Here is a 23,216-nt window from a genome sequence, read left to right as displayed (position 1 = left end):
GGGCGCACCATCACGTCCAGCAGCGGTAGTTACTTTCTCACTTTTAGTGACGGAGCACGGCAGAGTCAGGCAAGCTGCTGTCACAACTTCAGCCGATGGGTGGCGATCGCGATGGCAGGCAAGTGGCAGGCAGGCAACCTCCCGGCGGAGCTGACCAGCCTCATCGGGCGCCGTGGTGAGCTCGACCAGGTGCGCCGCGCGTGCCGGCGGTCCCGGCTGGTGACCCTCACCGGCGTGGGCGGCGTCGGCAAGTCCCGCCTGGCCCTGCGCGCCGCCGCCGACCTGCGGCCCGAGTTCGGCGGTGGCGCCTGGCTCGTGGAGCTGTCGCCGCTGGTCGACGGCTCGCTGCTGCCGCACGCCATCGCCGAGGCGCTCCGGCTCACCGACCAGACCACCCGGCCGATGGTGGAGGTGCTGGCCGAGCACCTGTACGGCCGGGAGGTCCTGCTCGTCCTCGACACCTGCGAGCACCTCGTCGGGCCCTGCTCGGCGACGGTCACCACGCTGCTCGACGCCGTGCCGGGGCTGCGCGTGCTGGCCACCAGCCGCCGCCCGCTGGAGGCGCCGGGCGAGCTGGTGTTCGTGGTCGAGCCGCTGCCGGTGCCGCCCGCCGGGTCCACGGGGCCCGCCATCGGTGACGCGGTGTCGCTGCTGGCCGAGCGCGCCGCCGAGACCGTGCCCGGCTTCGACCTCGCCGACCAGGACCAGGAGGCCGTCGGCCGCCTGTGCCGGCGGCTGGAGGGCCTCCCGCTGGCCATCGAGCTGGCCGCGGCGCGGCTGCGCGAGCTGCCCGTCGCGCGCCTGGCCGACCGGCTCGACGACCGGTTCTCGGCGCTGGAGGACGACCCGGCCGCCACGGCCGGCCCGCCCTGGCACCAGGCGCTGCGCACCGCCATCGGGTGGAGCCACGAGCTGTGCGAGCCCGCCGAGCGGCTGCTGTGGGCGCGGTTGTCGGTGTTCGCCGGCGACTTCGACGCCGAGGCCGTGCGCGCGGTCTGCGCCGACGAGCGGCTGCCGGAGGCCGACATCGGGCTGCTGCTCGACGCGCTGGCCGACGAGTCGATCCTGACCTGGCTGCCGACGGGCGCGGGCGAGCGCTACCGGATGCTCGACACGCTGCGCGAGTACGGCGCGGGCTGGCTGCGCCACCTCGGCGAGGAGGAGCGTTTCAAGCAGCGCCACCGCGAGCACTACCTGTCGCTGGCCACGCGGGGCGCCGCCGGCTGGCTCGGCCCCGGCCAGATCTCCTGGTACGACCGCATGATCGGCGAGCACGACAACCTGCGTGCCGCCCTGGAGGTGGCGCTCGGCGCCAAGGACGGCCTGCCCGCGCTGGAGCTGGCCGGCACGCTGGCGTTCTTCTGGTACGGCTGCGGCTACGCCAAGGAGGGCCGCCACTACCTGCGGCAGGCCCTCGACCTGGACACCCGGCCGGGCCCGGCGCTCGTGCAGGCCCTGTGGTCCGACGGCCACCTGGCGGCCACGCAGGGCGACGCGGACGCCGCCGAGGCCAGGGCTGCCGAGATCGAGCTCGCCGCGGGCGCCGGCGACGCGTACGCGGTGAGCTGCGTCAGGGCGCTCAGGGCGATGGCCGGGGTGATCCGCGGCAACCTGATCCAGGCCATGGCCGAGTCGGAGCCCGCCTACGCGAGCCGGTGGGCCGACGAGCCGCTCACCATCGCCAGGCTGGTCGGGCTCTACTGCCGGGCGCACGCCCTCACCGTGGACGGCCGGATCACCGAGGCCGTCGCGGTGCTGGAGGACGCGCGCACGCTGTGCGACCGGTGCGGCGAGCAGTCGATGCGCTCCCACGGCGACTTCCTGCGCGGCCAGGCCGAGCTGGGCGCCGGGCACCTCGACCTGGCCGTCACCTACGGGCAGGCCGCCCTGCGGACCAAGCGGCGGCTGCACGACAGCTTCGGCATCGGCCTGACGGTGGACCTGCTCGCCCTGGCGGCGGGCGCGGCCGGCCGGGCGCAGCGCGCGGCGCGGCTGCTCGGGCTGGCGCAGCGGATCTGGAGCACCCACGGCCAGGCGCAGGCCAGCGTGCCCGCCCTGGTGGCGGCCAGGAAGGCGTGCGAGGCGGGAGCCCGCGACCTGCTCGGCGACAACGCCTTCGTGGTGGCCTACCGCACCGGGTTCGACAGCGACATCGACGCGGGCATCGCCTACGCGCTGGAGCCGGAGGGCGAGGGCCTGCCCAACGGGCTCGGCTGACCTCAGCGCTGCCTGGCCGGGCGGACGACCAGCTCGTTGACGTCCACGCCGGCCGGCTGGGCCATCGCGTACGAGATGGCCTCGGCGATGCTGTCCGGCGGGATGGACTCGGCCCGGTAGGTGCGCATGGCCTCCCGCGCGACGGGGTCGCTGATGCTCTCGGCCAGCTCCGACTCCACCACGCCCGGCGAGACGGTGGTGACGCGGATGCCCGGGTCGAGCTCCTGGCGCAGCCCCTCGGTGATCGCCCAGGCGGCGTACTTCGTGCCGCAGTAGACCGCCGCCGTCGGCGACACCTGGTGGGCGCCGATGGAGGCCACGGTGATGAAATGCCCCTCGCCCCGCCGCTGGAAGTGCGGCAGCGCGGCGGCGATCCCGTACAGCAGGCCGCGGACGTTGACGTCGATCATCCGGTCCCACTCCTCGACCAGCAGCGCGTCCAGCCGGGACAGCGGCATCACGCCCGCGTTGCCGATCAGGACGTCGATCCGGCCGTGCCGCTCGGCGGCGGCGTCGGCGAACGCGGCCACGTCCGCGCGGTCGGTCACGTCGAGCCGCCGCACGTCGGCCTTGCCGCCGGCGGCCTCGATGGCCGCGGCGGTCTCGGCGAGCCGGTCCTCGCGGCGGGCGCCGAGCACCACGTGGTGGCCCTCGCGGGCCAGGCGCAGTGCGGTGGCCCGGCCGATGCCGCTGCTCGCGCCGGTGATCAGGACGACCTTGCTCTCCATGGTGTTCGCTCCTAGGCGGGGTAGTCGTCGATGACCGTCCGCGACCGGCGCATGGACGGGCCGGACCAGTTCGTACGGAACGCCGCCGGCTCCACGATCGTCACCCCGATGCCGAGCGGCCCGACCTCGGCCGCCAGCGACTCCGACAGCCCCTCCACGGCGAACTTGGTGGCGTGGTGGTAGCCGGTGGCGCCGAACGCGGCCAGGCCGCCGAGCGAGGAGACGCTGACGACGTGACCGGAGCGGCGGGCGTTGTTGACCAGGACGTCGATGCGGCCGAAGGCGGCCTCCGCCTGCTCGGCCGCCCGCTCGGCCTGCTTGCGGGCGGTGACCACGGCGCGCAGGCCGCGCTCCAGGACGGCGGTGGCCAGGGCCCGGCCGAGGCCGGTCGAGCAGCCGGTGATGAACCAGACGGGAGTCATGTCCCTCCAGGGCATGGTGAGATGGCGCGCCGGCGGACGTGCGCCGCGCGCTCAGAGAGGTGTGCGGGTCAGGCCGTGAGGCTGCCCAGCAGGGACAGCGCCTCTTCCGACGGGCTGCCGGGGTCGGCCTGGTAGACGACGAGCTGCTGGCCGGGTGCGCTGTTCACGGTCAGCGACTCGTAGTGCAGGGTCAGCGGGCCCACCAGCGGGTGGCGGAAGCGCTTGGTCTCGTGGGTCTTCTGGCGGATGTCGTGGCGGGCCCACAGCCTGCGGAAGGTCTCGCTCTTCAGCGACAGCTCGCCGACGACCTCGACGAGCCGCGGGTCGTCGTAGTCGGTGCCGGCGGCGGAGCGCAGCCCGCCGACGGTGCTGACCGCCACCCGGTCCCAGTCGGGGTAGAACTCGCGGGCGTCCGGGTCGAGGAACACCAGCCGGACCAGGTCGTCACTGTAGGCGTGGCCGTCGAACAGCGCCCTGCCGAGCGGGTTGGCGGCCAGCACGGTCAGGCACCGGCCCAGGACGACGGCGGGGGTGTGGGGCCAGGCCGCCATCATGCGGACCAGGCCGGGGCCGACCTGCTCGCGCCGGGGGCGCGGGCGCCGCCTGGCGGGGGCCGGGCGGGAGAGCCGGTGCAGGTGCGTGGCCGCGTCCTCCTCCAGCTCCAGCGCCCTGGCCAGCGCGTCGACCACCTGGGCCGACGGGTGGCGCTCGCGGCCCTGCTCCAGGCGGACGTAGTAGTCCGTGCTGACCCCGGCGAGCTGCGCGACCTCCTCGCGGCGCAGCCCCAGCACCCGCCGCCGGGCGCCGGCGGGCATGCCGAGGTCCTCCGGCTGGAGGAGCTCGCGGCGGGCTCGCAGGAACTGGCCGAGCAGGTTGTCCGTGTCCATGCCTTCGAGGCTAGGCGAGGATGAGGACAGGAAAGAGTCCTCAAGCAGGGTGGGATACACCCACCTTCGGACGGTCGCGGAAGGTGTCCTCCACCTCATCGACCACGACGGTTCCGTCATCCGGCGGACCGAGGGCGGGCGGCCCAGGTGGGAGCCGGTGAGGGGCCGCCCGCCGCCGGGGTCCGATCAGCGCAGGCGACCAGCGCCCGCGCCCGCCGGCACCAGGTGTCTCAGCGCCTTGGCGGGGTGCACGCGGGGGGCCGGCGTCGGGGTCCAGCCCGCGTCCGTGCCCAGCGCCGTGCCGTTGGCCTCGTTGTACGCGGCCACCACGTCGGTCGCCACGCCGTCCACGAGGTTGTCCTTCGCCGTGATCGCCGTGCCGTTGAACACCGTCAGCACCTTCGCCGCCGCGATCCCGTCGAAGGCGTTGCTCTCGGCGTACACCTTGGAGCCGAAGCCCACGCCGATGCTGTAACCGTGCTCCGGGCCGCCCCTGTAGTAGTTGTTGTACACGTGCACCTGCCCGAACCGGACCCGGGGCGTGCGCTGGCCGAGCGCTTCGAAGTAGTTGTGGTGCAGGGTGACCTTGAGCTTGTCCTCCTCGCCGTACCGGGTGGGGCTGTCGGTGTTGCCGATCAGCGTCACCTTGTCGTGGCCGCTGAGGTGGTTCCAGGACAGCGTCACGTAGTTGGAGCCGCGTACGACGTCGAGCAGCCCGTCGTGCACCTGGTAGGGCCGGCCGAAGTACAGCGGCTGGCCCGAGTCGGGGTTGTCGCCGTCGTTGAGCGTGTTGTGGTCCAGCCACACGTGGGTGGAGCCGGAGACCTCCACGTTGTCGAAGGAGGCGTTCCAGTTGCCCTCGGCGCCGTCGGTCGGGTCCCACTGCGGGAAGCAGTCTGAGGTGTCGGTGATGGTCAGGTTGCGCACGATGACGTTGTCGGCGTTGCTGATCCGCAGGCCGAAGCTCTTCAGCGCGGCGTCCCTGCCCAGGCCCATCAGCGTGACGTTGGACCCGATGGTGACCGTGACGTGCTCGGCCATCCTGGCGTACGACGCCTTGCGGGCCTCCTCCAGCGGCCCCGAGGGGACACTGGTCCTGCCCCAGACTGCGGGGTCGTAGGCGGCCAGGTAGGCGGGCAGGCTGTAGCCGTTCACGGCGTAGTCGTCGCAGGTCAGCGGGTTGCCCGCGGCGTCGGTGTCGGCGTCGACGGCGCCCTTGACGTAGACGATCCTCGGGGTGTTGTCGGCCGGGCTCCCCAGCGCGGCCAGGAGCTCCGCCCTGGTCGAGACGACGTGCACGTCCTCGGGGCGGGCGGCCGAGCCGCCCGTCGTGCCAGTCGTGGCCGCGGCCCAGCCGTCGTCGCGCGGCAGCACCTGGCGGCCGGGCTCGGGCCTGGGCGCGGGGCCCGGCCGGCGCAGCGGGTTCCAGCCGTCGGCGCCGGCCAGGTACCTCTCCGGCGTGTACGCCCTGGCCTGCGCCGCGGTGAGCTGCGGGCGGTCGTCGTTGACGGTCGAGCCGGGGCCGTGGTTGCGGTACTCGGACAGGCGGGCCTCGCGCCAGTTCAGGCCAGACATGTCGGTCCAGGGCGCGTCCTTGAACTGCTGGCCCAGCCACGACTCCCGCACCAGCACCTGGCCGCGCGCCGTGAGCGAGCCGCCGGCCGGCCACGGGCGGCCCAGGTGGAACGTGCGGGCGGGCGCGTCGCTGACCAGGTGGCTGCGGTGGATCAGGAACCCGTACGGGTTGCCGATCTCGGTGCTGGCGGCGGTGACGTAGCCGTTGTTGTCCGTGCTGCCCCGGCTCAGCGCCTTGATCACGCAGCGGTCGAACACCGCCGTGGCCCGGCCGAAGATGAAGTCGACGTCGCCCTCTACGTAGCAGTTGTGGAAGTACTGCCGGGCGAAGGTGGCGGCCGAGCCGGTGTTGGCGTACAGGGTGTCCTGGTTGCCGAGGAACCTGACGTTGTCGTACACCTGGCGGTCGCCCGTCGTCCTGACGGCGACGGCCTGGCTGTTGCCGTTCGCGGCCTCGTCGTAGGAGTTCTCGAAGGTGAGGTTGCGGGCGGTGAAGTCGGGGGCGCTGATCACGTACGAGGCGCTGCCCGAGGTGCCGTACGGGCCGGAGCCGTCCGGCTTCTGCGTGGCCGCCGAGGCGTCGAAGGTGAGCACCACCTCGCGCGGGTCGCGGGTGTCGCCGGCGAGCGTGATGTGCGGTTTGTCGGCGGGGACGACCACCTGCTGCTTGTAGGTGCCCTTGCGGACCAGGATGGTGACCGGCCGGGTGTTGCCCGAGGGCACGGCGTTCACGGCGTCCTGGACGGTCGGGTGGTCGCCCGAGCCGTCGGCGGCCACGACGATGGTGGCGCGGGTCGCGGCCGTGGCCGCGGGGGTCATGGACGCGATCACTGTCAGGGCGATCACTGGGGGGAGTAACAGAAGTCGCATGTGCGCAGCCTTGACGGAGTGCGGCAATCGGTTGCATGAAACGTTCGCTCAATCCCCTCACCACGTCAATGATCTGCAGTGAAACTGCACTCGCCCTGCAACAAGCGATTGCAGTGAAGGGAGGGACTGTTGACCCGTCATCGCGTCGGCTCTACAGTCCGCCTGATACTTATCGGGGATTCGCTGAAACTTTCATCCCGGATGCCGTAGGAGCACTGTGCGCACCCTTCGAGCCCTGGTGGTCGTCGCCCTGTTATGCCTGGTGCCGGTGCTTCCGGCGCACGCGGCCGACCTCACGTACGACTTCGAGGGCGGCACCGCCCAGGGCTGGGGGCCGCGTGGCGACGGCGTCTCCGTCACGGTGACGCCGGAGGCGGCGCGAGGGGGATCGGGCGGCCTCGCGGTGAGCGGCAGGACCGCCACCTGGCACGGCGCGTCCATCGCCGGCCCCTTCGTCAGGGGCGTCGGCTACACCGTCACCGCGTACGCCAGGCTGGCCGCGGGGCAACCCGCGAGCACGATCGCGATGACCGTGCAGCGCACGCCGACCGGCGGCGAGACCACCTACGAGCGGGTTGCGGCCGCCACCGTCACCGATGGCGCGTGGGTGCGGCTGTCGGGCGGCTACCAGTTCACCGCCGAGTCCACCGACGTGCAGCTCTACGTCGAGAGCTCCGACGCCACCTCCCGGTACTACCTGGACGACATCGTCCTGAGCCCGCTCGGCGACCCCACCCGCGAGCCGATCACCAGCGACTTCGAGGACGGCACCGCACAGGACTGGTCGCCGCGCGCCTCCGCGGCCCTCGCGGTCGAGCCGACCGCCCACGGGGGCGCCGGGGGCCTGGCCGTCACCGGCCGCTCCGCCTCCTGGGACGGCCCCGCCCTGAACGTGCTCGGCCGCATGGGCAAGGGCGACAAGTACGCCCTGTCGGCCTGGGTCCGGCTCGGCCCCGACACCCCGTCCGGCAGGCTCGGCCTCTCGATCGAGCGCCGCACCGGCGGCACCCCCAGCTACGAGCGCGTCGTCGCGCCCAAGGACGTGCCCGTAGGGGAGTGGGTCCAGCTCGCGGGCACGTACACGCTGGCCCACGACGTGGACTTCCTCAGCCTCTACGTCGAGTCCGACACCGGCACCTTCCCCTTCCACCTCGACGACTTCACGATGACCCACGTCGAGCCCAAGCCCATCCAGACCGGCCTCCCCTCCCTCAAGGACGAGGTGCCGTTCACCATGGGCTCGGCCTTCACCCGGCCCGAGACGCTCGGCGTGCACGGCGAGCTGCTCGCCAAGCACTTCAACGGCGTCACCCCCGGCAACGAGCTCAAGTGGGACGCCACCGAGCCCCGCGAAGGGGAGTTCACCTTCACCGACGGCGACCACCTGGTGGACTTCGCCACCGAGCACGGCATGACCGTGCGCGGCCACACCCTCGCCTGGCACAGCCAGACCCCCGCCTGGGTGTTCGAGAACGCCACCAAGGAGGTGCTGCTGCAGCGCCTGGAGCGGCACGTGCGCACGCTCGTCACCCGCTACAAGGGCCGGATCGCGGTCTGGGACGTGGTCAACGAGGTCGTGGACGAGAACCAGCCGGACGGGCTGCGCCGCTCCCCGTGGTACCAGATCGCCGGGCTCGACTTCATCCGCACCGCCTTCCGCGTCGCGCGCGAGGCCGACCCGGACGCCAAGCTGTTCATCAACGACTACAACACCGAGTTCCCGCGCAAGCGCGAGGCCCTGTACAAGCTGGTCCAGCAGCTCAAGGCCGAGGGCGTGCCGATCGACGGCGTCGGTCACCAGCTCCACCTCAACATCGAGCACCCGCCGGCCTCCGAGGTCGAGGCCACCATCGAGCGCTTCGCCACGCTCGGCCTGGACCAGCAGGTCACCGAGCTGGACGTGAGCGTCTACACCGACTTCGTCTCCACCTACGACACGATCCCGCCCGAGCTGCTCGTCCAGCAGGGGCACCGGTACAAGGAGCTGTTCGACGTCTTCCGCCGGCAGGCCGGGCGGCTGAGCTCGGTCACCGTGTGGGGCGAGTCGGACGACGTGAGCTGGCTGCGCTCCTGGCCGATCCCGCGGCTCAACGCGCCGCTGCTCTTCGACGACGACCTTCAGGCCAAGCCCGCGTACTGGGGCGTCGTGGACCCGTCGAAGCTGGACCCGCTGGTGCGCAGGCTGGAGGCGCCCGCCGCGGTCGTCAAGGTGGACGGCAAGCGCGACCTGGAGTGGGACCTGCTGCCGGACGCGCCGCTCGCCCGCGTCGGCGACGTCTCGGCCGGCTTCCAGGCCCGCTCCTCCGCCGCCGGCCTGTACGTCCTGGCCGAGGTGACGGACCCGACCGTCTCCGCGGACGACCGGGTCACCTTCACCGTGGACGGCCGCTCGCGCACCCTCGGCCGGACCTCGCCCGGCGCGCGCCGCACCGCCACCGGCTACCGCGTGGAGGCGCTGCTCGGCAGCGGCACCGACGTCGAGGTGGCGGTGCGCGACCGCGGCACGCGGACCACCTGGACGGGCGAGCTCACGCCCGTCCCCGCCGTCAAGCGCGCCACCGCCCCGCGCCGCCCGGCCCCCGTCCTCGACGGCGCCGTGGACCGGCTGTGGCAGGGCGTGCCCGAGATCCGCACCGGGACCTGGATCCAGGGCGCCTCGGGCGCCACCGCCAAGGTCCGCTCCCTCTGGTCGGGCTCGACCCTGTACGTCCTGGCCCAGGTCACCGACCCCGCGCTGAGCGAGGAGTCCGCGAACCCGTGGGAGCAGGACTCCGTGGAGATCTTCGTGGATCCGGGGAACGGCAAGACCAAGGGCTACGAGGACGACGACGGCCAGTACCGGGTGAGCTTCTCCGGCCGGATCACCGTGGGCGGCACGTTCGACGCGGCGGGCGTCAAGGACAACGTGCGCGCGGCGGCCGTGACGGTGCCCGGCGGTTACGTGGTGGAGGCGGCCATCGCGCTGCCCACGATCACCCTGGAGGAGGGGACGCTGCTGGGCTTCGACGTCCAGGTCAACGACGCGACGGGCGGCGCCAGGACGAGCGCGGCGACCTGGAGCGACGCGACCGGCCGCAGCTACCTCGACACCAGCCACTGGGGCGTGCTCCGCCTGGCCGGATGAGGCCCGCACCGGCCTGCCACGTCCGTCCCGAGGCCGTGGCAGGCCGCGCACGCGCTCACGAGGCTTCGAAGACCCAGCCGTACGGGGCCGTCATGGTGTTGCCCGCCAGGTCCGTGGCCTCGACCTCGGCGCCGTACTCGCCCCACAGCTCGTACTCAGGCGTGAAGGTGAGCTGCCTGCCGTCGGCGCTCAAGGCGGCGGAGCCGGGCTCGGGCTCGCCGATCAGCAGGTTGTCCAGCCGGAATCGGACGTCGTCGACCGGCTCGCTGAACGTCACCCTGATCTGGACGTCCGCCGGAACCCCGGTGGCGCCGGCCGCCGGATCGGTGCTCAGCACGGCCGGCGGCGTGGTGTCAGGCCCCGGGCCGCCGCCGCCCTCGTACGTCACCTCCAGCACCGGCGGCTGCGGCGCCTCCGCCGACTGCCAGCCGCGGTCGTACAGCGGGGCGTTGGGCGACTCGTCGGCCCCGCGGAGCACGAGCCCGTTGCCCGCCTGCCCGGACGCCCACGCCTGCGCGATCGCCGTCACGTTCCACGCCCACGTGCCGCTGGAGGGCGGGTCCTCCTCCTCGCAACCGGCGGGGTCGCGTGCCGTGACCTGCCCGGTGGCCGTGGAGGCCGGCTTGTTGCCCCAGGTCAGCGTGGCGGCGGTCCACGGTGAGGTGATCTGCTGGGCCACGATGCCGGAGGCGTCGTCGCCGCAGCCGATGGCGGCGGTGGCGCTCAGCTTCAGCGTCGCGGCGGTGATCTGCCTGCCCGCCAGGGACGAGGTGTCGAAGTCCAGGTACGTGCGCTCGTTGGCGGTGTTGTAGCGGCCCGCCCACAGGGTCGTGCCGTAGGGGCCCGTGCCGCCCTGGTCGTCGATCCAGGTGTCGGTGCGCACCGGCAGGGAGACCGTGGTGGAGGAGGCCCCGGCCTGGGCGGGGGTCGCGATGAGGGGAAGCGCCAGCGCGGCGATCAGCGCGGTGTGACGCAGGGCGCGTAATCGGGACGCGAAGACTCGCATGTTCATCCTGCCTTTCCGTCTGGCGGGGCAAAACGGAAACGATGATCACACGGGAGATGACGGGAAGTAAAGATCGTTTTCGGTAATGGCGATGATCTGATGCGCGCGCACCATGCGGACGGCCCCGCTGGCGTAGGTGGAGATGCAGGAATCTCGGACATGGCGTCAACGCGCCCTTCCTGCAGGGGTGATGTGTCGCCGTACAGGAGACGCGCGGGGGCCGGAGTGTGACCCGGGCACCCGGGATGTGGTGCCGGTCACGGCTCTGGCAGGGTTCAGGCATGAAGATCTGGGATGGAGAACCGATGATCCACAACCCCGTCCTGCCAGGCTTTCACCCGGACCCGTCCATCCTGCGCGTCGGAGCCGACTACTACCTCGCCACCTCGACGTTCGAGTGGTGTCCCGGCGTGCTCGTGCACCACTCGCGCGACCTGGTCAACTGGCGGCCCCTGGGCGGCGTCCTGACCGGGCGCAGGCTGCTCGACCTGTCCGGCGTGCCCGACTCGGGCGGCGTGTGGGCGCCCGACCTGACGTACGCCAACGGCCTGTTCCACCTGGTCTACAGCGTGATGGACAGCTACGCGCACGGCTACAAGGACGTCGCCAACTACCTCGTCACCGCGCCGGCCATCGACGGCCCCTGGTCGGACCCGGTGCGGCTGCCGGGGCGCGGGTTCGACGCGGCGCTCTTCCACGACGACGACGGCACGGCGTACCTGCTCAACATGGTCTTCGACTCCCGCCCGGGGCGCGGGTTCTCCGGCATCGAGCTGCAACCCCTGAGCGGCGGCACGCCGAAGCTCATCCTGGAGAACCGGAGCGTCACCGAGGGGCCGCACATCTACCGGGTGGACGGCTGGTACTACCTGATGGTCGCCGAGGGCGGCACCGGTTACGAGCACTGCGTGAGCGTGCTGCGCTCGCGCTCGCTGGAGGGCCCGTACGAGGCCGACCCGGCGGGGCCGATGCTCACCTCGCGCCACGACCCCGGCCTGGAGCTGCAGAAGGCCGGGCACGGGTGCCTGGTGCGGACGCAGGGCGGCGAGTGGTACCTGGCGCACCTCGCCGCCCGGCCGTACTCGCCGCGCGGCCGGTGCGTGCTGGGCAGGGAGAGCGCGATCCAGCGCGTCGAGTGGGAGGACGGCTGGCCGCGGGTGGCCGGGGGAGTGCCGGCCGTCGAGGTGCCCGCCCCCGCCCTCGAACCGCACCCGTGGCCCGCCACCGACGGGGGATGGAGCACGCTGCGCCGGCCGGCCTCGCCCGACTGGGTGCGGTTCGAGGGCGGCCGGGTGACGGTGAGCGGCGGGCAGTCACCTTACGGGCGGCGTGCCCCCAGCCTGGTCGCGCGCCGGGTGACGGCCACCAGGTGCACGTTCGGGACGGGCGTGACGTTCGAGCCGGGCAGCGTGCACCAGTCGGCCGGGATCACCGCCTACTACAACTCCCGCAACTGGTACCACCTCGCGCTGACCACCGACGGCGTCGTCCTGACCGGCAGCGACCGGGGCGCCCGCACCGTGCACTTCACCGCCGCAGGCACCGCGAGCCGCCTGGAGCTGGAGCTCGACGGGCCGATCCTGCGCTTCTCGTACGACGGCCACGCCATCCCCGTCGAGCTGGACGCCACGATCCTGTCGGACGAGCACGCCGACGAGATCATCGACGGGCAGATCCGCTCGTTCGGCTTCACCGGCGCGTTCGTCGGCCTGTGGGTGCAGGACCTGGCGGGCGAGGGCTGCGAGGCCGTGTTCGAGGACCCGGCCTGTCAGTTGGCGGACGGTGTCGCCGTGGCGGTGACACAGGGCGGCGAGTAGGGGCGGCCCGGCAGGTACCGGGCCCACTCCGTCCTGCTGATCGAGGTTCCCGACGCCTCGCAGACGTTCGCGGACGCCTGCTCCACGTTCAGGCCCCAGAGCTGGGCGGCGCTCCCGGACGCGGCGGCCAGCACGGTGCCGTCGGGGCCCAGCTCCACGTCGGCCGCCGCCCCCCGGCCCGCGAACACGGCCCAGAGCGTGGGGCTGGAGAGCGTGACGACGTTCCACACCTGGACGGTCATGTCCTGGGAGGCCGTGACGAGCGTGCGGTCGTCGGCGCTGAAGGCGACGGCCGACACGGCGCCCGAGTGGCCGGGCAGGTCCGCGAGCTTCTTGGCGGAGGCGGGCGCGGCGACGTCCCACAGGCGGGCCGTGCCGTCGCTCGACGCGGTGGCCAGCGTCTTGCCGTCGCGGCTGAAGCGCAGGTCGAGCACGCTGCCGGCGCCGGCGGCGAACGACGCCAGGGCACGCGGGCCGGCCGGCTTGGAGACGTCCCACAACCGTACGGACCCGGTGCCGGAGCCGGTCGCCAGCGCCCGGCCGTCGGGCCGGAACACCGCCGTGCTCACCCGCCTGTCGGCGGCGCCGATCGTGGCGAGCTGCTCGGGGGTGGACGGGGTGGCGACGTTCCACAGCAGCGTCCTGCCGTCGCGCCCGGTCGTCACCACCATCTTGCCGTCAGGGCTGTACGCGGCCGAGCGCACGCCGTCCGTGTGACCCGTCAGCGTGCCGAGCAGCTTCGGGGTCGCCGTCTCCGAGACGTCCCAGATCCTGGCCGTCCTGTCGTCGGAGGCCGTGACCAGGCGCGTGCCGTCGGGGTTGAACGCGACCGACCGCACCTGCTCGGTGTGCCCGCTCAGCGTGGACTCGGGCGTGGCCACCGCCGGGTCCGAGATGTTCCAGAGCCTGACGGTCTCGTCGTCGGAGGCGGTGGCCAGCGTGCCGCCGCCCTTGGCGACGGCGACCCCGTTGACCTGGCCGGTGTGCAGGCCGAGCCGGGCAAAGGGGGAGGTGCGGGAGGTGTTGGAGACGTTCCACAGCCGGGCCACGCCGTCGACGGCGGAGGTGAGCAGGTTCTGGCCGTTCGGGCTGAAGGCCACGCCCGTCACGGCGTCGGGGAACCCGGCCAGGGTGGCGGTGCCCTCGGGCTCGCGCGGGTTCTCCACGCTCCACAGCCGGACCGTGGCGTCGGCGGAGGCGCTGGCCAGGACGGCGCCGTCCGGGCTGAACGCGACGTCGTCCACCGCGCCGGAGTGCCCGCTCGCCGTGCCGACCAGCTCGGTCGCGGTGACGTCCCAGACCTGCACCTTGCCGGTGGCGGAGGAGGAGGCCAGGTAGCGGCCGTTCGGCGCGAACGTCACGCTCCTGACCGAGCCCTCCGCCGAGGTGAGCGTGGCCAGGACGGCCGGCTTCGCGGGGGTGCGCACGTCGAGCAGGCTGATCGTGCCGCCGGTGGAGGCGAGCGCCACGAGGCGGCCGTCCGGGCTGAAGGCGGCCCTGGTGGGGTCGGAGTTCTGTGTCACCACGGAGATCTGGGCGGGCTTGGCCGGGCTCTGGACGTTCCACAGCCGCATGGTGCCGTCGGTGGAGGAGGTGGCGAGCAGGTTGCCCTCCGGGCTGAACGACACCGCGCCGACCTGCTCCTTGTGGCCCTTGAGCGTGGCCAGGGCGCGCGGCTCGGCCGTGTCGGAGACCTCCCACAGCCGGGCGGTGCCGTCGGCCGACCCGGTCGCCAGCACCTTGCCGCTCTTGCTGAACGCGACCGCGAGCACGCCACCCGTGTGGCCCTTGACGACGCCCAGGCTCTTGGGGCGCAGGGCGTCGGCGACGTTCCACAGCCGGGCGGTGGTGTCGCCCGAGGCGGTGACGGCCACGCGGCCGTCGGGGCGGTAGGCCACCCGCTCGACGGGGGCGGTGTGGCCGGTCATCCGGGCGCCGACCGGGCGGGAGAGCGAGCCGAGCAGGGCGCCCCGCGCCTCCGGGGTGGCCGAGAGGCGGTAGGCGGCCAGCGCGAGCTGCGAGCCGAGCGAGCTGTCCCTGGTCGCGGCGGCGGCCGCGGCGACCTGGCGGGACAGGGCCTGGTCGCGCTGGGCGGTCGCCTCGCCCGCCAGGCGGGTGGCGCCGCTGGTCTGGACGAGCGACACGACGGCGCCGGCGACGGCCACGAGGAGGAGCACGCTGAGGGCGGCGATGGCGCCGCGGGTGATCTGGGCGCGCCGGCGCTGCCTGCGGCGGGACGCGTCGAGGAACCCCCGCTCGACGGGGGTGATCGCGCCGCCCGCGTCGCTGGGCGCGCCGGCCCTGGGAGCCTGCGCGGCGGGGGCGCCCGCGGCGGGCAGCCCGGCCACCGCGGCCTGGGCGGTGGCGAGACGGTCGTCGGTGTACAGGTACGAGGCGTCCTGGCCGTCCCGCTGCCACATCTCGGCGTCCTCGGCCAGCCGCCGGCGTACGAGCAGCCCGGCCCGCGCGGTCTCGGCCCAGTTGCCCAGCCGGGGCCAGGCGCGCACGAGCGCCTCGTGCGCCAGCTCCGCCTGCTCGCCGCCGTCGGTGACCGTCACCGTGACCAGCCGCGCCCGTACGAACTCGGCCAGCACCTGCCCCTCGACGGAGGCGGCGCCGGAGCTCAGCTCGGTGACGGGGACGCGCCGCCGCAGGGCTCCTGCCTGCGGGTCCACGTGCACCAGCGGCACCAGCAGCCCGCGCGCGACCGGCTCGGACTCCGCGCCGAGCCGCCGCAGCGTCTCCTCGCCGCTCAGGGCCACCGCCCGCGCGACGCCGCCCGCCGAGCGGTAACCCGCCATGGTGAGCACCCCGCCCGTCCGCCGCTGCCAGGTGGCCAGCAGCGCGTGCGACAGCAGGGGCAGCAGGTCGTCGGCGCCGGACAGGGCCTGGAGGTCCTCCAGGATCAGCTCGGTGAGCCCGGCTTCCAGCGTGAGCCCGGAGCCGGTGGCCGGCTCCTCGATCACGCGGCGCAGCTCGTCCGGGGTCATGGGGGCGACGATCTCGGGCCGCCGCATCGCCTCCAGCAGGCCGGGGTAGGCCGCGCAGCGGGCGAAGAAGTCGCCGCGCACGGCGACCACCACGGCGGCCGAGCGGGACAGCTCGGCCAGCGCCTCCACGAAGCGCCGCCTGGCCACCTCGTCGCCGCACAGGGTGAACAGCTCCTCGAACTGGTCCACCAGCACGAGCGTGCGGGCGGGCAGCCCGCGCCGTGCCGCTCCGGGGTCCGACTCGATGACCGCGCGCAGCCGTTCGGGGTCGCCGCCGGCCAGCGCCGCCAGCTCGCGCGCCAGCGCGGCCACCGGCAGCGCGCCGGGCGTCAGCACGACGCTCCTGCCGACGTCCTCCTGAAGGGCGGGGACCAGGCCGGCGTGCAGCAGCGACGTCTTGCCGCAGCCCGAAGGCCCGGTGACGACGAGCGGGCCGCCCGCCTCGAACGCCTGCGACCCGATGACCACCGGCGGCCCCGCCGACCTGAGCGCCTGCCGGGCCCGCGCGGCCAGCGACCTGGTCGCCTCCTCGCGGCCGGAGAACAGCCTGGCCTGGTCCCGCCCGTACGCGGCCAGCCCCCGGTAGGGGCTGTTCAGGTCGCCCGGCGCGCTCATCGGCGGGCCGGAGCGCCGCTCGCCCTGGTGGGCCGGGTTGACCGCGAGCGGCGGCAGGTCCTTCGTGGCGCCCGCCTGCCTCCGGGGCCGCGGGAACCCGGCCGCGGGCATCGTCCGCGCCAGGTGGTGGTGCACGTGGTCCAGCGTGAACGCCGCCGGCCCCGCCGGGTCGCCCTCGTTCAGCAGCCTGAGCAGCGCTCCGCTGAGCGCCGTGTGCCGGACGCCGGGCAGCGCCCAGGAGTTCTCGTCCTTGCTGGCCGAGGTCAGCACGTACGCGCCGCGCCAGGAGGAGTCGAACGTCTGCTCCATGGCCTTGGCGGGCACCGGCCGGTTGCCGCCGGTGAAGCAGCAGTCGAGCACCACCACGACGTGCTCGGCACGCGACGAGCCGAGGATCTGGCGCACCATCGAGTACGGCAGCGCCTGGTAACCGGGCACCCCCTGCCCCAGGTCCACCGTCGCCCGCGTCGCCAGGTGCAGCTCGTTGTCCGGGCCGAACAGGGCGTGCCCGACGAAGTGGAACATCAGCACGCTCGTGGCCTCGCGGGCCGCCCGCTCCAGCACCTCGCCCAGGTTGGCCGGGGTCGCCGGGTCGAGCAGCACGGTGAGGTGTTGCGGGGCCAGGCCCGCCCGCTCGACCAGGCACTGCCCGAGCTCGTTGACGGTGGCCGGCACGGCCGGCACCTGGGGCAGCCGCGACGAGGGCCGGTGCGCGCCGGTGCCCGCCACCACCACCCTGGCGCCCTCGGACGCCAGCAGCAGGGGTGGATCGTTCCGGCGGACAGGCCGTACGACCCGGGTCCTCTCGAGCGTCGTCGAATCGTCCTCGGTCATCCGGCGCTCCACGGGCGTGGGGGTTTTGGCGAATCAGCGTTGTTCAGGTTACGCAGGTCCGCGTGGCACCGTCGAGGCCGGTTACGGCGCATTCTGCTAGATCGCAGGACACTATCTCGGTAGAGATCGCCACATAAAGGGGCAGATCATGACAGTGGCGTTCGTCACTGGCGGAAGTAGTGACCGGCGTCGAGATCCGCGATGAGGCCGGGCCGTTCCGGACGCCAGTCGAGCAGCTTGCGGGTGAGCGCGCCCGAGGCGGGCACGTCCAGCGTGAAGAACCCGGCCAGCCAGCCGAAGTGCTCGCCCGCCTCCGCCGTCGGGATCGGGGACACCGGCAGCCCGAGGTGCCGGCCCATGACCTCGGCCAGATCGCGTACCGCGACGCCCTCCTCAGCGACGGCGTGCAGCCGCGCGCCCGCGGGCGCCTGCTCCAGGGCCAGGCGGTAGAGCCGGGCGACGTCCAGCACGTGCGCGCTCGCCCAGCGGCTGGAGCCGTCGCCCGGGTACGCGGCCACGCCCTTCTCCCTGGCGATGCCGACGGCCGTGGCGACGAACCCGTGGTCGTCCTCGCCGTGCACCAGCGGCAGCCGCAGGATCGAGACCCGCACCCCGCGCGGCACGAACGACAGCGCCAGCCCCTCGGCGGCGCCCCGCGGGGAGTGGGTGCCCGGCTCGTCCTCCTCCGTCCCGACGCGGCCGGGCGGCAGCAGGCCGGTCCCGGACGTGACGACGAACGGCCGGCCGGATCCCGCGAGCGCCTCGCCGAGAGCCTCGATGGCCCGCCGGTCCGTCTCGTTGGCGGCCTCGAAGTTCTCGAAGTCGTGCACGAACGCCAGGTGGACGACGCCGTCGGCGCCGGCCGCGCCGCTGCGCAGGCCGGCGAGGTCGTCGAGGGCGCCGCGGTGCGGCACGGCCCCGGCGGCCTCCAGCGAGGCCGCCGCCTCGTCGCTGCGGGCCAGGCCCACGACCTGATGCCCGGACCCGATCAGCTCGCGGACGACGGCGGAACCCACGAAACCGGTGGCGCCGGTGACGAAAACACGCATGGCTGGAACTCCTTCAGCAGTGAGCCTCCATCGTCGGAGCGCGCGGCCTCCCGCGTCCAAAGCCTGTTCCGCATCCGGCAATACGCTTCAGGCATCACCGCAGTACGCTGGGCCCATGTCGGACTCCCTGGACCTCGATCTGCGGCTGGTGCGCTACTTCACGGCCGTCGCCGAGCACCGGCACTTCGGCCGCGCCGCCGAGGCCCTGCACATCACGCAGCCGTCCCTGAGCCGGCAGATCCGCAGCCTGGAGCGGCAGCTGGGCGCCCGCCTGCTCGACCGCACCCCGCGCGGCACCCGGCTCACCGAGGCGGGCGAGGTCTTCCTGCCCCGCGCGACCGCGCTCCTGCGCTCGGCCGCCCAGGCGGCGGCGCAGACCCGCGCCGCCGCCCGGCCCAGCCGGCTCACGGTCGGCTACACCTTCGGCCTCATCGTCACGCCCGCGGTCCGCGAGCTGCGCCGCCTGCACCCGGACGCCGACGTCCGCGCCCTGCACCTGCCCTGGAAGGAGCCGCGCGCGGCCCTGCTCGACCACCGCGTCGACGCCGTGGTGACCCGCCTGCCCCTGGCCACCGGCGGGCTCGACGTGACCGTCCTGTACGACGAGCCCCGCATGCTGCTGGTCGCGCTCGACCACCGCCTGGCCGGCAGGCAGGCGGTCACGCTCGACGACATCGCCGGCGAGCCCCTGCCCCGGCTGGCCGAGCCCGACCCGGACTGGGAGGCGTTCTGGCGCGTCGACCCCCGGCCCGACGGCAGCCCCGCCCCCGACGGGCCGGTCATCGAGTCCGTCGAGGACAAGTTCGAGCTGATCGCCGCCGGCGAGGCCGTGGCCATCGTGGCCGTCCCGCCGCACATGGCCCGCTTCCGCCCCGACATCACCGCGATCCCGCTGCGGGGCGTGGAGCCGAGCCACGTGGTGCTGGCGACCCGCGCGGGCGACCGCAACCGCCTCGTGGCGGCCTTCGGCAAGGCCGCCAGGGCGCTGCTCACCAGTTCGCCGGAAGCCCCGGGGTCGTCGGGGGCAGCGGATGGCCGGGCGGGTGGATGACGTACGCCACGCCGCCGCTGCTGGCGCTGCGCAGCCACACCTTCTCGAAGTCGGCGCGCGGGTAGACGCGCCGCACGGCCGCGTTGCTGGACGAGGCCGGGTCGTTGGCGATCACGTCGCCGGTCGCGGTGAAGCCGACGACGGCCATCAGGTGGCCGTCGGTGCCGTACCCGGCGCCGGGCAGCTCGCCCTTCTTGAACGACTGCGAGGTGATGACCGGCACGCCCGCCTTGATCAGCAGCTCCAGCTCGGTCAGCGAGCGCAGCCGGGTGACGAACCCGTCCACGCCGAACCGCCCCGCGTAGGCCGTGTTGAACGGCCAGTTGCCCGTGCCGTCATAGGCGTGGTCGAAGGTGTGGCGGGCGGCGTAGTCGACCTCCGGGTCCGGGTCGGCGGGATCGACCCAGGAGGTGTCCTGCTCGCTGGGCCACCTGTCCCAGTAGCCCAGCACCATGGTGGTCGAGGTGGGGCTGCACCACGCCTCGCCGCCGCCGTTCCACTCCGGGTAGTGGCCCAGGTGTACGTTCTGGGAGCGGCGCGGCACGGCCAGCTCCGTGCCCCACGCGCCGCCGGAGGGGCTGACCGGCACGGTCTTGCGCTCGGGCACGCTGGAGCTCATCACGCCGGACGTGCGCACGCGTGGCGTCACCGCGGAGCCCGGCCTGCGGTAGAGGGTCAGGCGGAGCTGGTAGCCGCTGAGCGGCTTGCCCGCCGCCGCGACCAGCGTGTCCACGGCCACGGTCCCGTCCGCGTCGCCCTGGCCCGGCACGGAGGTGCGCAGGACGTCGCCCTCGGCGTAGGACCAGCGGCCCAGCGAGTACCACTTGGTCAGGCCCTCCGCGTTCCTGCCGCGGGCCTCGACCTGGATCCAGCTCCCCTGCGGCACGTCCGCCGTCCAGGACGCGATCAGCTCGGTCGCGCCGAACCCGATGTCCTGCTCGGGGCCGGTCCAGCGGGCGTACTCCCAGGTCCTGGTGCCCAGCGCGTCGGTGTAACTCGTCGTCCCCGCGGCCTGGCCGAACGCCAGCCCGTCGCCGGCCGTGGTGCCCTCGGGGGTGCCGGAGGAGAAGTCGGCCCGCTGGTAGACGACGTCGGGGACGACCGGGGCCGCCGGTTTCGTCCCCACGGTGGTGTCGGTCATGGACGTGAGCAGGAGCAGGGCCGACAGGACCATGGACAGCGCAGGCATGAACCCACCTTCCAGGAAGGCGCTCGATGCGGCCGACCCTAAGCCGGGCGGCCCCGGCAAAGCATCGGGAGATCTACGTACTCGGCCGTCTTCCCTGGTTGCATGGAGGGGGACGATGCTTAAGCCGTGAAATGAGATGGTTATGCGGAAATATGTGATCATGGGGGTACAAGGCAGCGGCAAGGGCACCCAGAGCGCCCTGCTCGCCGGCGACCTCGACCTGGTGCACATCAGCGTCGGCGACATCTTCCGCTGGCACGTGAAACACCACACCAAGCTCGGCGCCCAGGTCCGCCGCGTGGTGGCGGCGGGCGAGCTGGTCGGCGACGACCTGGTGGAATCCGTTGTCAGGGACCGCCTCCAGCTCCACGACTGGAACTACGGCTTCGTCATCGACGGCTTCCCCCGCAACCGCCGCCAGGCCGAGTTCTTCCTGGAGAGCTACGACCTCGACGGCGTGATCCACCTCGACCTGCCGGACGACGAGGTCCGCCGCCGCGTCCTGGCCCGCCGGCTGTGCTCGCGATGCGGCATGGACTACAACCTCATCGCCCACCGGCCGGAGCTGGAGGGACGCTGCGACGTGTGCGGCGGCGACCTGGTCACCAGGGCGGACGACACCCCGGACGCCCTGGCCCGGCGGCTGGCCGACTACCACAGCAAGATCGACCCGGTGATCGAGCTGTTCGGGCGGAAGGAGTACGTGATGACGGTGGACGCGCGGGCCGACAAGGCCACCGTCCAGCGCGCCATCCGCACCCGCTTCAACCTCCCACCGTACCTCCCGTCGGACGCCCGCCTGTCCGGCTAGACACCGTCGAACCGGGCGGGTCGAGCCGACCCCGGCTGACCGTCCGGGCGCCTGCCTGTTCGGCTGGACACCGTCATGCCGGGCGGGTCGAGCCGACCCCGGCTGACCGTCCGGGCGCCCGCCGCTCTCAGCAGGTGCGCAGCATGTTGAGCAGGGCCGTGCGCTCGCTGCGGGTCACGAAGAGCCGGTAGTGGTGCTTGACCGTGATCCACGAGGTCGCGTACCGGCACCAGTGGGCGCGGCGCTGCGGGCGCCAGCTCTGCGGCCCCTGTCCGCCCTTGGCGATGTTGGCGGAGTGGCTGACCGTGATCAGCTCGGGGCGCCTGAGGTCGTGGGCGAAGGCGCGCCGCTTGGCCGCGCTCCACCGCTTGGCCCCCGAACGCCAGGCGTACGACAGCGGCACCACGTGATCGACGTCCACCTGCCTCTCGCTCTTCAGCACCTTGCCGTCGTAAGGGCTGTACCAGGTGCCCTTGACCGGATGGCAGGCGGCGTTCCTGCGCACCTTGCGGCCGTCGCGGGCCAGGACCTTCTCGCGCGTGCTGCACCTGACCGTGCGCTGCCCCTTGGCGGCCTGGAAGCGCTTGCGGCTGTAGCCGTGGATGGATAACGGCCTGGCGACCTTGAGCTGGGCCAGCATGCGCCGGGCGAGCGCCGCGGACTCGGCCTGTGATCGCTTGCGCGGCTCGGCCGCGGCCTGCGGGGTGGTGAGGGTGGCGGTGATCGGGAGGAACACGAGGGCGAGCACGGCGACGCACGCCGCCCGCCGCAGGGAGATCATCGTGGGACCCATACCTCCGGCGTCCCCCGGACTGGGCAGGGATATTCGGACGATTTGACCGGCAATTGCCGCATAATCATATGCTTTTCTCATATCAGCACCAGCGAATAACGATTTCTCGTGCCGTCCTGTCTGTGTAATCCTTGGGTTGGCTGAGCTCGGGGGAAGGGGCAGGGAAATGGCGGGCGGCAGCGCGATACAAGAGCAGAGAACACCGGGGAGCGGCGGCCAGAAAAAGCGTAGCAGCGGCGCCGTGCGGGCGACGATCGGCACCGTACTCGCGGCCGTGCTGGGCCTGGTGAGCAGTTTCGGTCTCGCCGGCCTCGGCCTCGACGTGTACGGCCCCGTCCTGACCTGGGTGATCATCGGCTGGACCCTGATCGGGATCGTGCTCGTCGGCCTCTGGCCGCTCCTGCAGGGCATCGAGCGCACCAGAGCCCGCATCGGCCTGGCCTGCGGCGCCTTGACGGCCATGGCCGCCCTGTCGGTCTGGGCCGTCGTCCTCGGCAGGCCGGGCGACGGCATCGACCCCATCGCCCACGGATGCCGATATCTGAACGGCACCCACCAGATATCCGCCAGCTCCGATATCGCAAGGAGCTGGGGGATCATCGGAAATTTCACCCTCGTGCACAATCCACACCCCAAATGCGGGGTGGTCTGGGCGCAGTTCCTGACGCCGAAGGACGAGCACATGCAGCGGCCGCCGTTCCGCGACATGAGAATCGCCTCGATCTCCCTCGACATCGTGCGCAAGTCCCCGGCGGGCCGCCAGACGCGCACGTGGAACTACGACGCCGCTCCCGCCAGTGAAGTGCACAATCGCGACATCTGGACACCCGGGCTGCGCCTTGAGGACGGCGTCTACGAGGCCAACCTCAGCATCCTGTTCGCCGGCGGCGAGCCCGCGAACGTCCATCTCACCTGGCACACCGACAAGCCGTCGATCATCGGGCCCCGTGACGGCTGACCGCCACGCGAAACGCTCGGTCAGGCTCACCGCTGTCTCGATGGCCGGTGCCCGTATTCCGGTCATATTCCCGGTATATACCGAGGTCGTCTAGAGTCCCGTCGGCGCAAAAATCCAGAACGCCTCGAAGAAGACGCGTTGTCATGACCGGCAAGAGAAAAGGGATCGAAGGGGTTGTGCCCGTTCTCGGCGTTTCGGCTGGCGTCGTCATGACGACGGCACCGGCATGCGGACGTGTGAGGCCCAGGTGCCCGGCGTCCGCGCAGCCTCGACCGGCCGG

General features: G+C 73.1%; 15 protein-coding genes. 6 read left to right on the top strand and 9 right to left on the bottom strand.

The window, feature by feature from the left end:
- The first annotated feature begins 99 nt into the window (after positions 1-99).
- The gene (locus HD597_RS37730) at positions 100-2,217 is read left to right on the top strand and encodes an ATP-binding protein (RefSeq protein ID WP_253748667.1); all 2,118 of its coding nucleotides are present in this window, start codon (positions 100-102) and stop codon (positions 2,215-2,217) included.
- A 2-nt stretch (positions 2,218-2,219) separates the two neighbouring features.
- On the opposite strand, the gene HD597_RS37725 is transcribed toward HD597_RS37730, so the two are convergent.
- The 4 genes from HD597_RS37725 to HD597_RS37710 all read right to left on the bottom strand — a co-directional run bounded on the left by HD597_RS37725 (position 2,220) and on the right by HD597_RS37710 (position 6,699).
- The gene (locus HD597_RS37725) at positions 2,220-2,945 is read right to left on the bottom strand and encodes an SDR family oxidoreductase (protein ID WP_253748666.1); all 726 of its coding nucleotides are present in this window, start codon (positions 2,943-2,945) and stop codon (positions 2,220-2,222) included.
- Between the two features lie 11 nt (positions 2,946-2,956).
- Positions 2,957-3,367 (bottom strand): SDR family NAD(P)-dependent oxidoreductase, encoded by a 411-nt coding sequence (locus HD597_RS37720; protein WP_253748665.1) that lies wholly within the window; start codon positions 3,365-3,367, stop codon positions 2,957-2,959.
- 68 nt (positions 3,368-3,435) lie between these two features.
- Complete coding sequence (locus HD597_RS37715; protein ID WP_253748664.1) at positions 3,436-4,254, bottom strand: helix-turn-helix domain-containing protein; 819 nt, start codon at positions 4,252-4,254, stop codon at positions 3,436-3,438.
- A 186-nt stretch (positions 4,255-4,440) separates the two neighbouring features.
- Positions 4,441-6,699 carry a pectinesterase family protein gene (locus HD597_RS37710; protein ID WP_253748663.1) on the bottom strand — a complete coding sequence of 753 codons (2,259 nt, stop codon included), beginning with the start codon at positions 6,697-6,699 and terminating at the stop codon, positions 4,441-4,443.
- Positions 6,700-6,916: 217 nt separating this feature from the next.
- Here HD597_RS37710 and HD597_RS37705 point away from each other — a divergent pair, with 217 nt between their 5' ends.
- Positions 6,917-9,823, top strand: coding sequence for an endo-1,4-beta-xylanase (locus tag HD597_RS37705; RefSeq protein WP_253748661.1), 2,907 nt, complete (start codon positions 6,917-6,919; stop codon positions 9,821-9,823).
- Positions 9,824-9,878: 55 nt separating this feature from the next.
- Here the strand turns inward: HD597_RS37705 and HD597_RS37700 are convergent, their stop codons facing one another.
- The gene (locus HD597_RS37700; RefSeq protein ID WP_253748659.1) at positions 9,879-10,829 is read right to left on the bottom strand and encodes a DNRLRE domain-containing protein; all 951 of its coding nucleotides are present in this window, start codon (positions 10,827-10,829) and stop codon (positions 9,879-9,881) included.
- Between the two features lie 305 nt (positions 10,830-11,134).
- Between HD597_RS37700 and HD597_RS37695 the strand changes: the two genes are divergently transcribed.
- A complete protein-coding gene (locus HD597_RS37695) occupies positions 11,135-12,646 on the top strand; it encodes a glycoside hydrolase family 43 protein (RefSeq protein WP_253748657.1) in 1,512 nt (503 codons plus the stop codon).
- Here the strand turns inward: HD597_RS37695 and HD597_RS37690 are convergent.
- Complete coding sequence (locus HD597_RS37690; RefSeq protein ID WP_253748655.1) at positions 12,598-17,085, bottom strand: caspase, EACC1-associated type; 4,488 nt, start codon at positions 17,083-17,085, stop codon at positions 12,598-12,600. The genes HD597_RS37695 and HD597_RS37690 overlap by 49 nt on opposite strands.
- Before the next feature lie 164 nt (positions 17,086-17,249).
- Positions 17,250-18,134 carry an SDR family oxidoreductase gene (locus HD597_RS37685; RefSeq protein ID WP_253748652.1) on the bottom strand — a complete coding sequence of 295 codons (885 nt, stop codon included), beginning with the start codon at positions 18,132-18,134 and terminating at the stop codon, positions 17,250-17,252.
- Between the two features lie 115 nt (positions 18,135-18,249).
- Between HD597_RS37685 and HD597_RS37680 the strand changes: the two genes are divergently transcribed.
- A complete protein-coding gene (locus HD597_RS37680; RefSeq protein WP_253748650.1) occupies positions 18,250-19,185 on the top strand; it encodes a LysR family transcriptional regulator in 936 nt (311 codons plus the stop codon).
- On the opposite strand, the gene HD597_RS37675 is transcribed toward HD597_RS37680, so the two are convergent.
- The gene (locus HD597_RS37675) at positions 19,124-20,374 is read right to left on the bottom strand and encodes a C39 family peptidase (RefSeq protein ID WP_253748648.1); all 1,251 of its coding nucleotides are present in this window, start codon (positions 20,372-20,374) and stop codon (positions 19,124-19,126) included. The two genes, HD597_RS37680 and HD597_RS37675, sit on opposite strands and share 62 nt — an antisense overlap.
- A gap of 142 nt (positions 20,375-20,516) precedes the next feature.
- On the opposite strand from HD597_RS37675, the gene HD597_RS37670 reads away from it, so the two are divergent.
- The gene (locus tag HD597_RS37670) at positions 20,517-21,185 is read left to right on the top strand and encodes an adenylate kinase family protein (RefSeq protein ID WP_253748646.1); all 669 of its coding nucleotides are present in this window, start codon (positions 20,517-20,519) and stop codon (positions 21,183-21,185) included.
- Between the two features lie 127 nt (positions 21,186-21,312).
- On the opposite strand, the gene HD597_RS37665 is transcribed toward HD597_RS37670, so the two are convergent.
- The gene (locus tag HD597_RS37665; RefSeq protein ID WP_253748644.1) at positions 21,313-21,966 is read right to left on the bottom strand and encodes an HNH endonuclease family protein; all 654 of its coding nucleotides are present in this window, start codon (positions 21,964-21,966) and stop codon (positions 21,313-21,315) included.
- Between the two features lie 253 nt (positions 21,967-22,219).
- On the opposite strand from HD597_RS37665, the gene HD597_RS37660 reads away from it, so the two are divergent.
- A complete protein-coding gene (locus HD597_RS37660; RefSeq protein ID WP_253748642.1) occupies positions 22,220-22,936 on the top strand; it encodes a hypothetical protein in 717 nt (238 codons plus the stop codon).
- Positions 22,937-23,216 lie beyond the last annotated feature (280 nt).

The organism is Nonomuraea thailandensis (assembly GCF_024172165.1).
In the GTDB taxonomy this organism is placed as follows: Bacteria; Actinomycetota; Actinomycetes; order Streptosporangiales; family Streptosporangiaceae; genus Nonomuraea; species Nonomuraea thailandensis.
The sequence above is the reverse complement of the archived record's forward strand: the minus strand, read 5'-3'. Positions and strand labels throughout refer to the sequence as shown.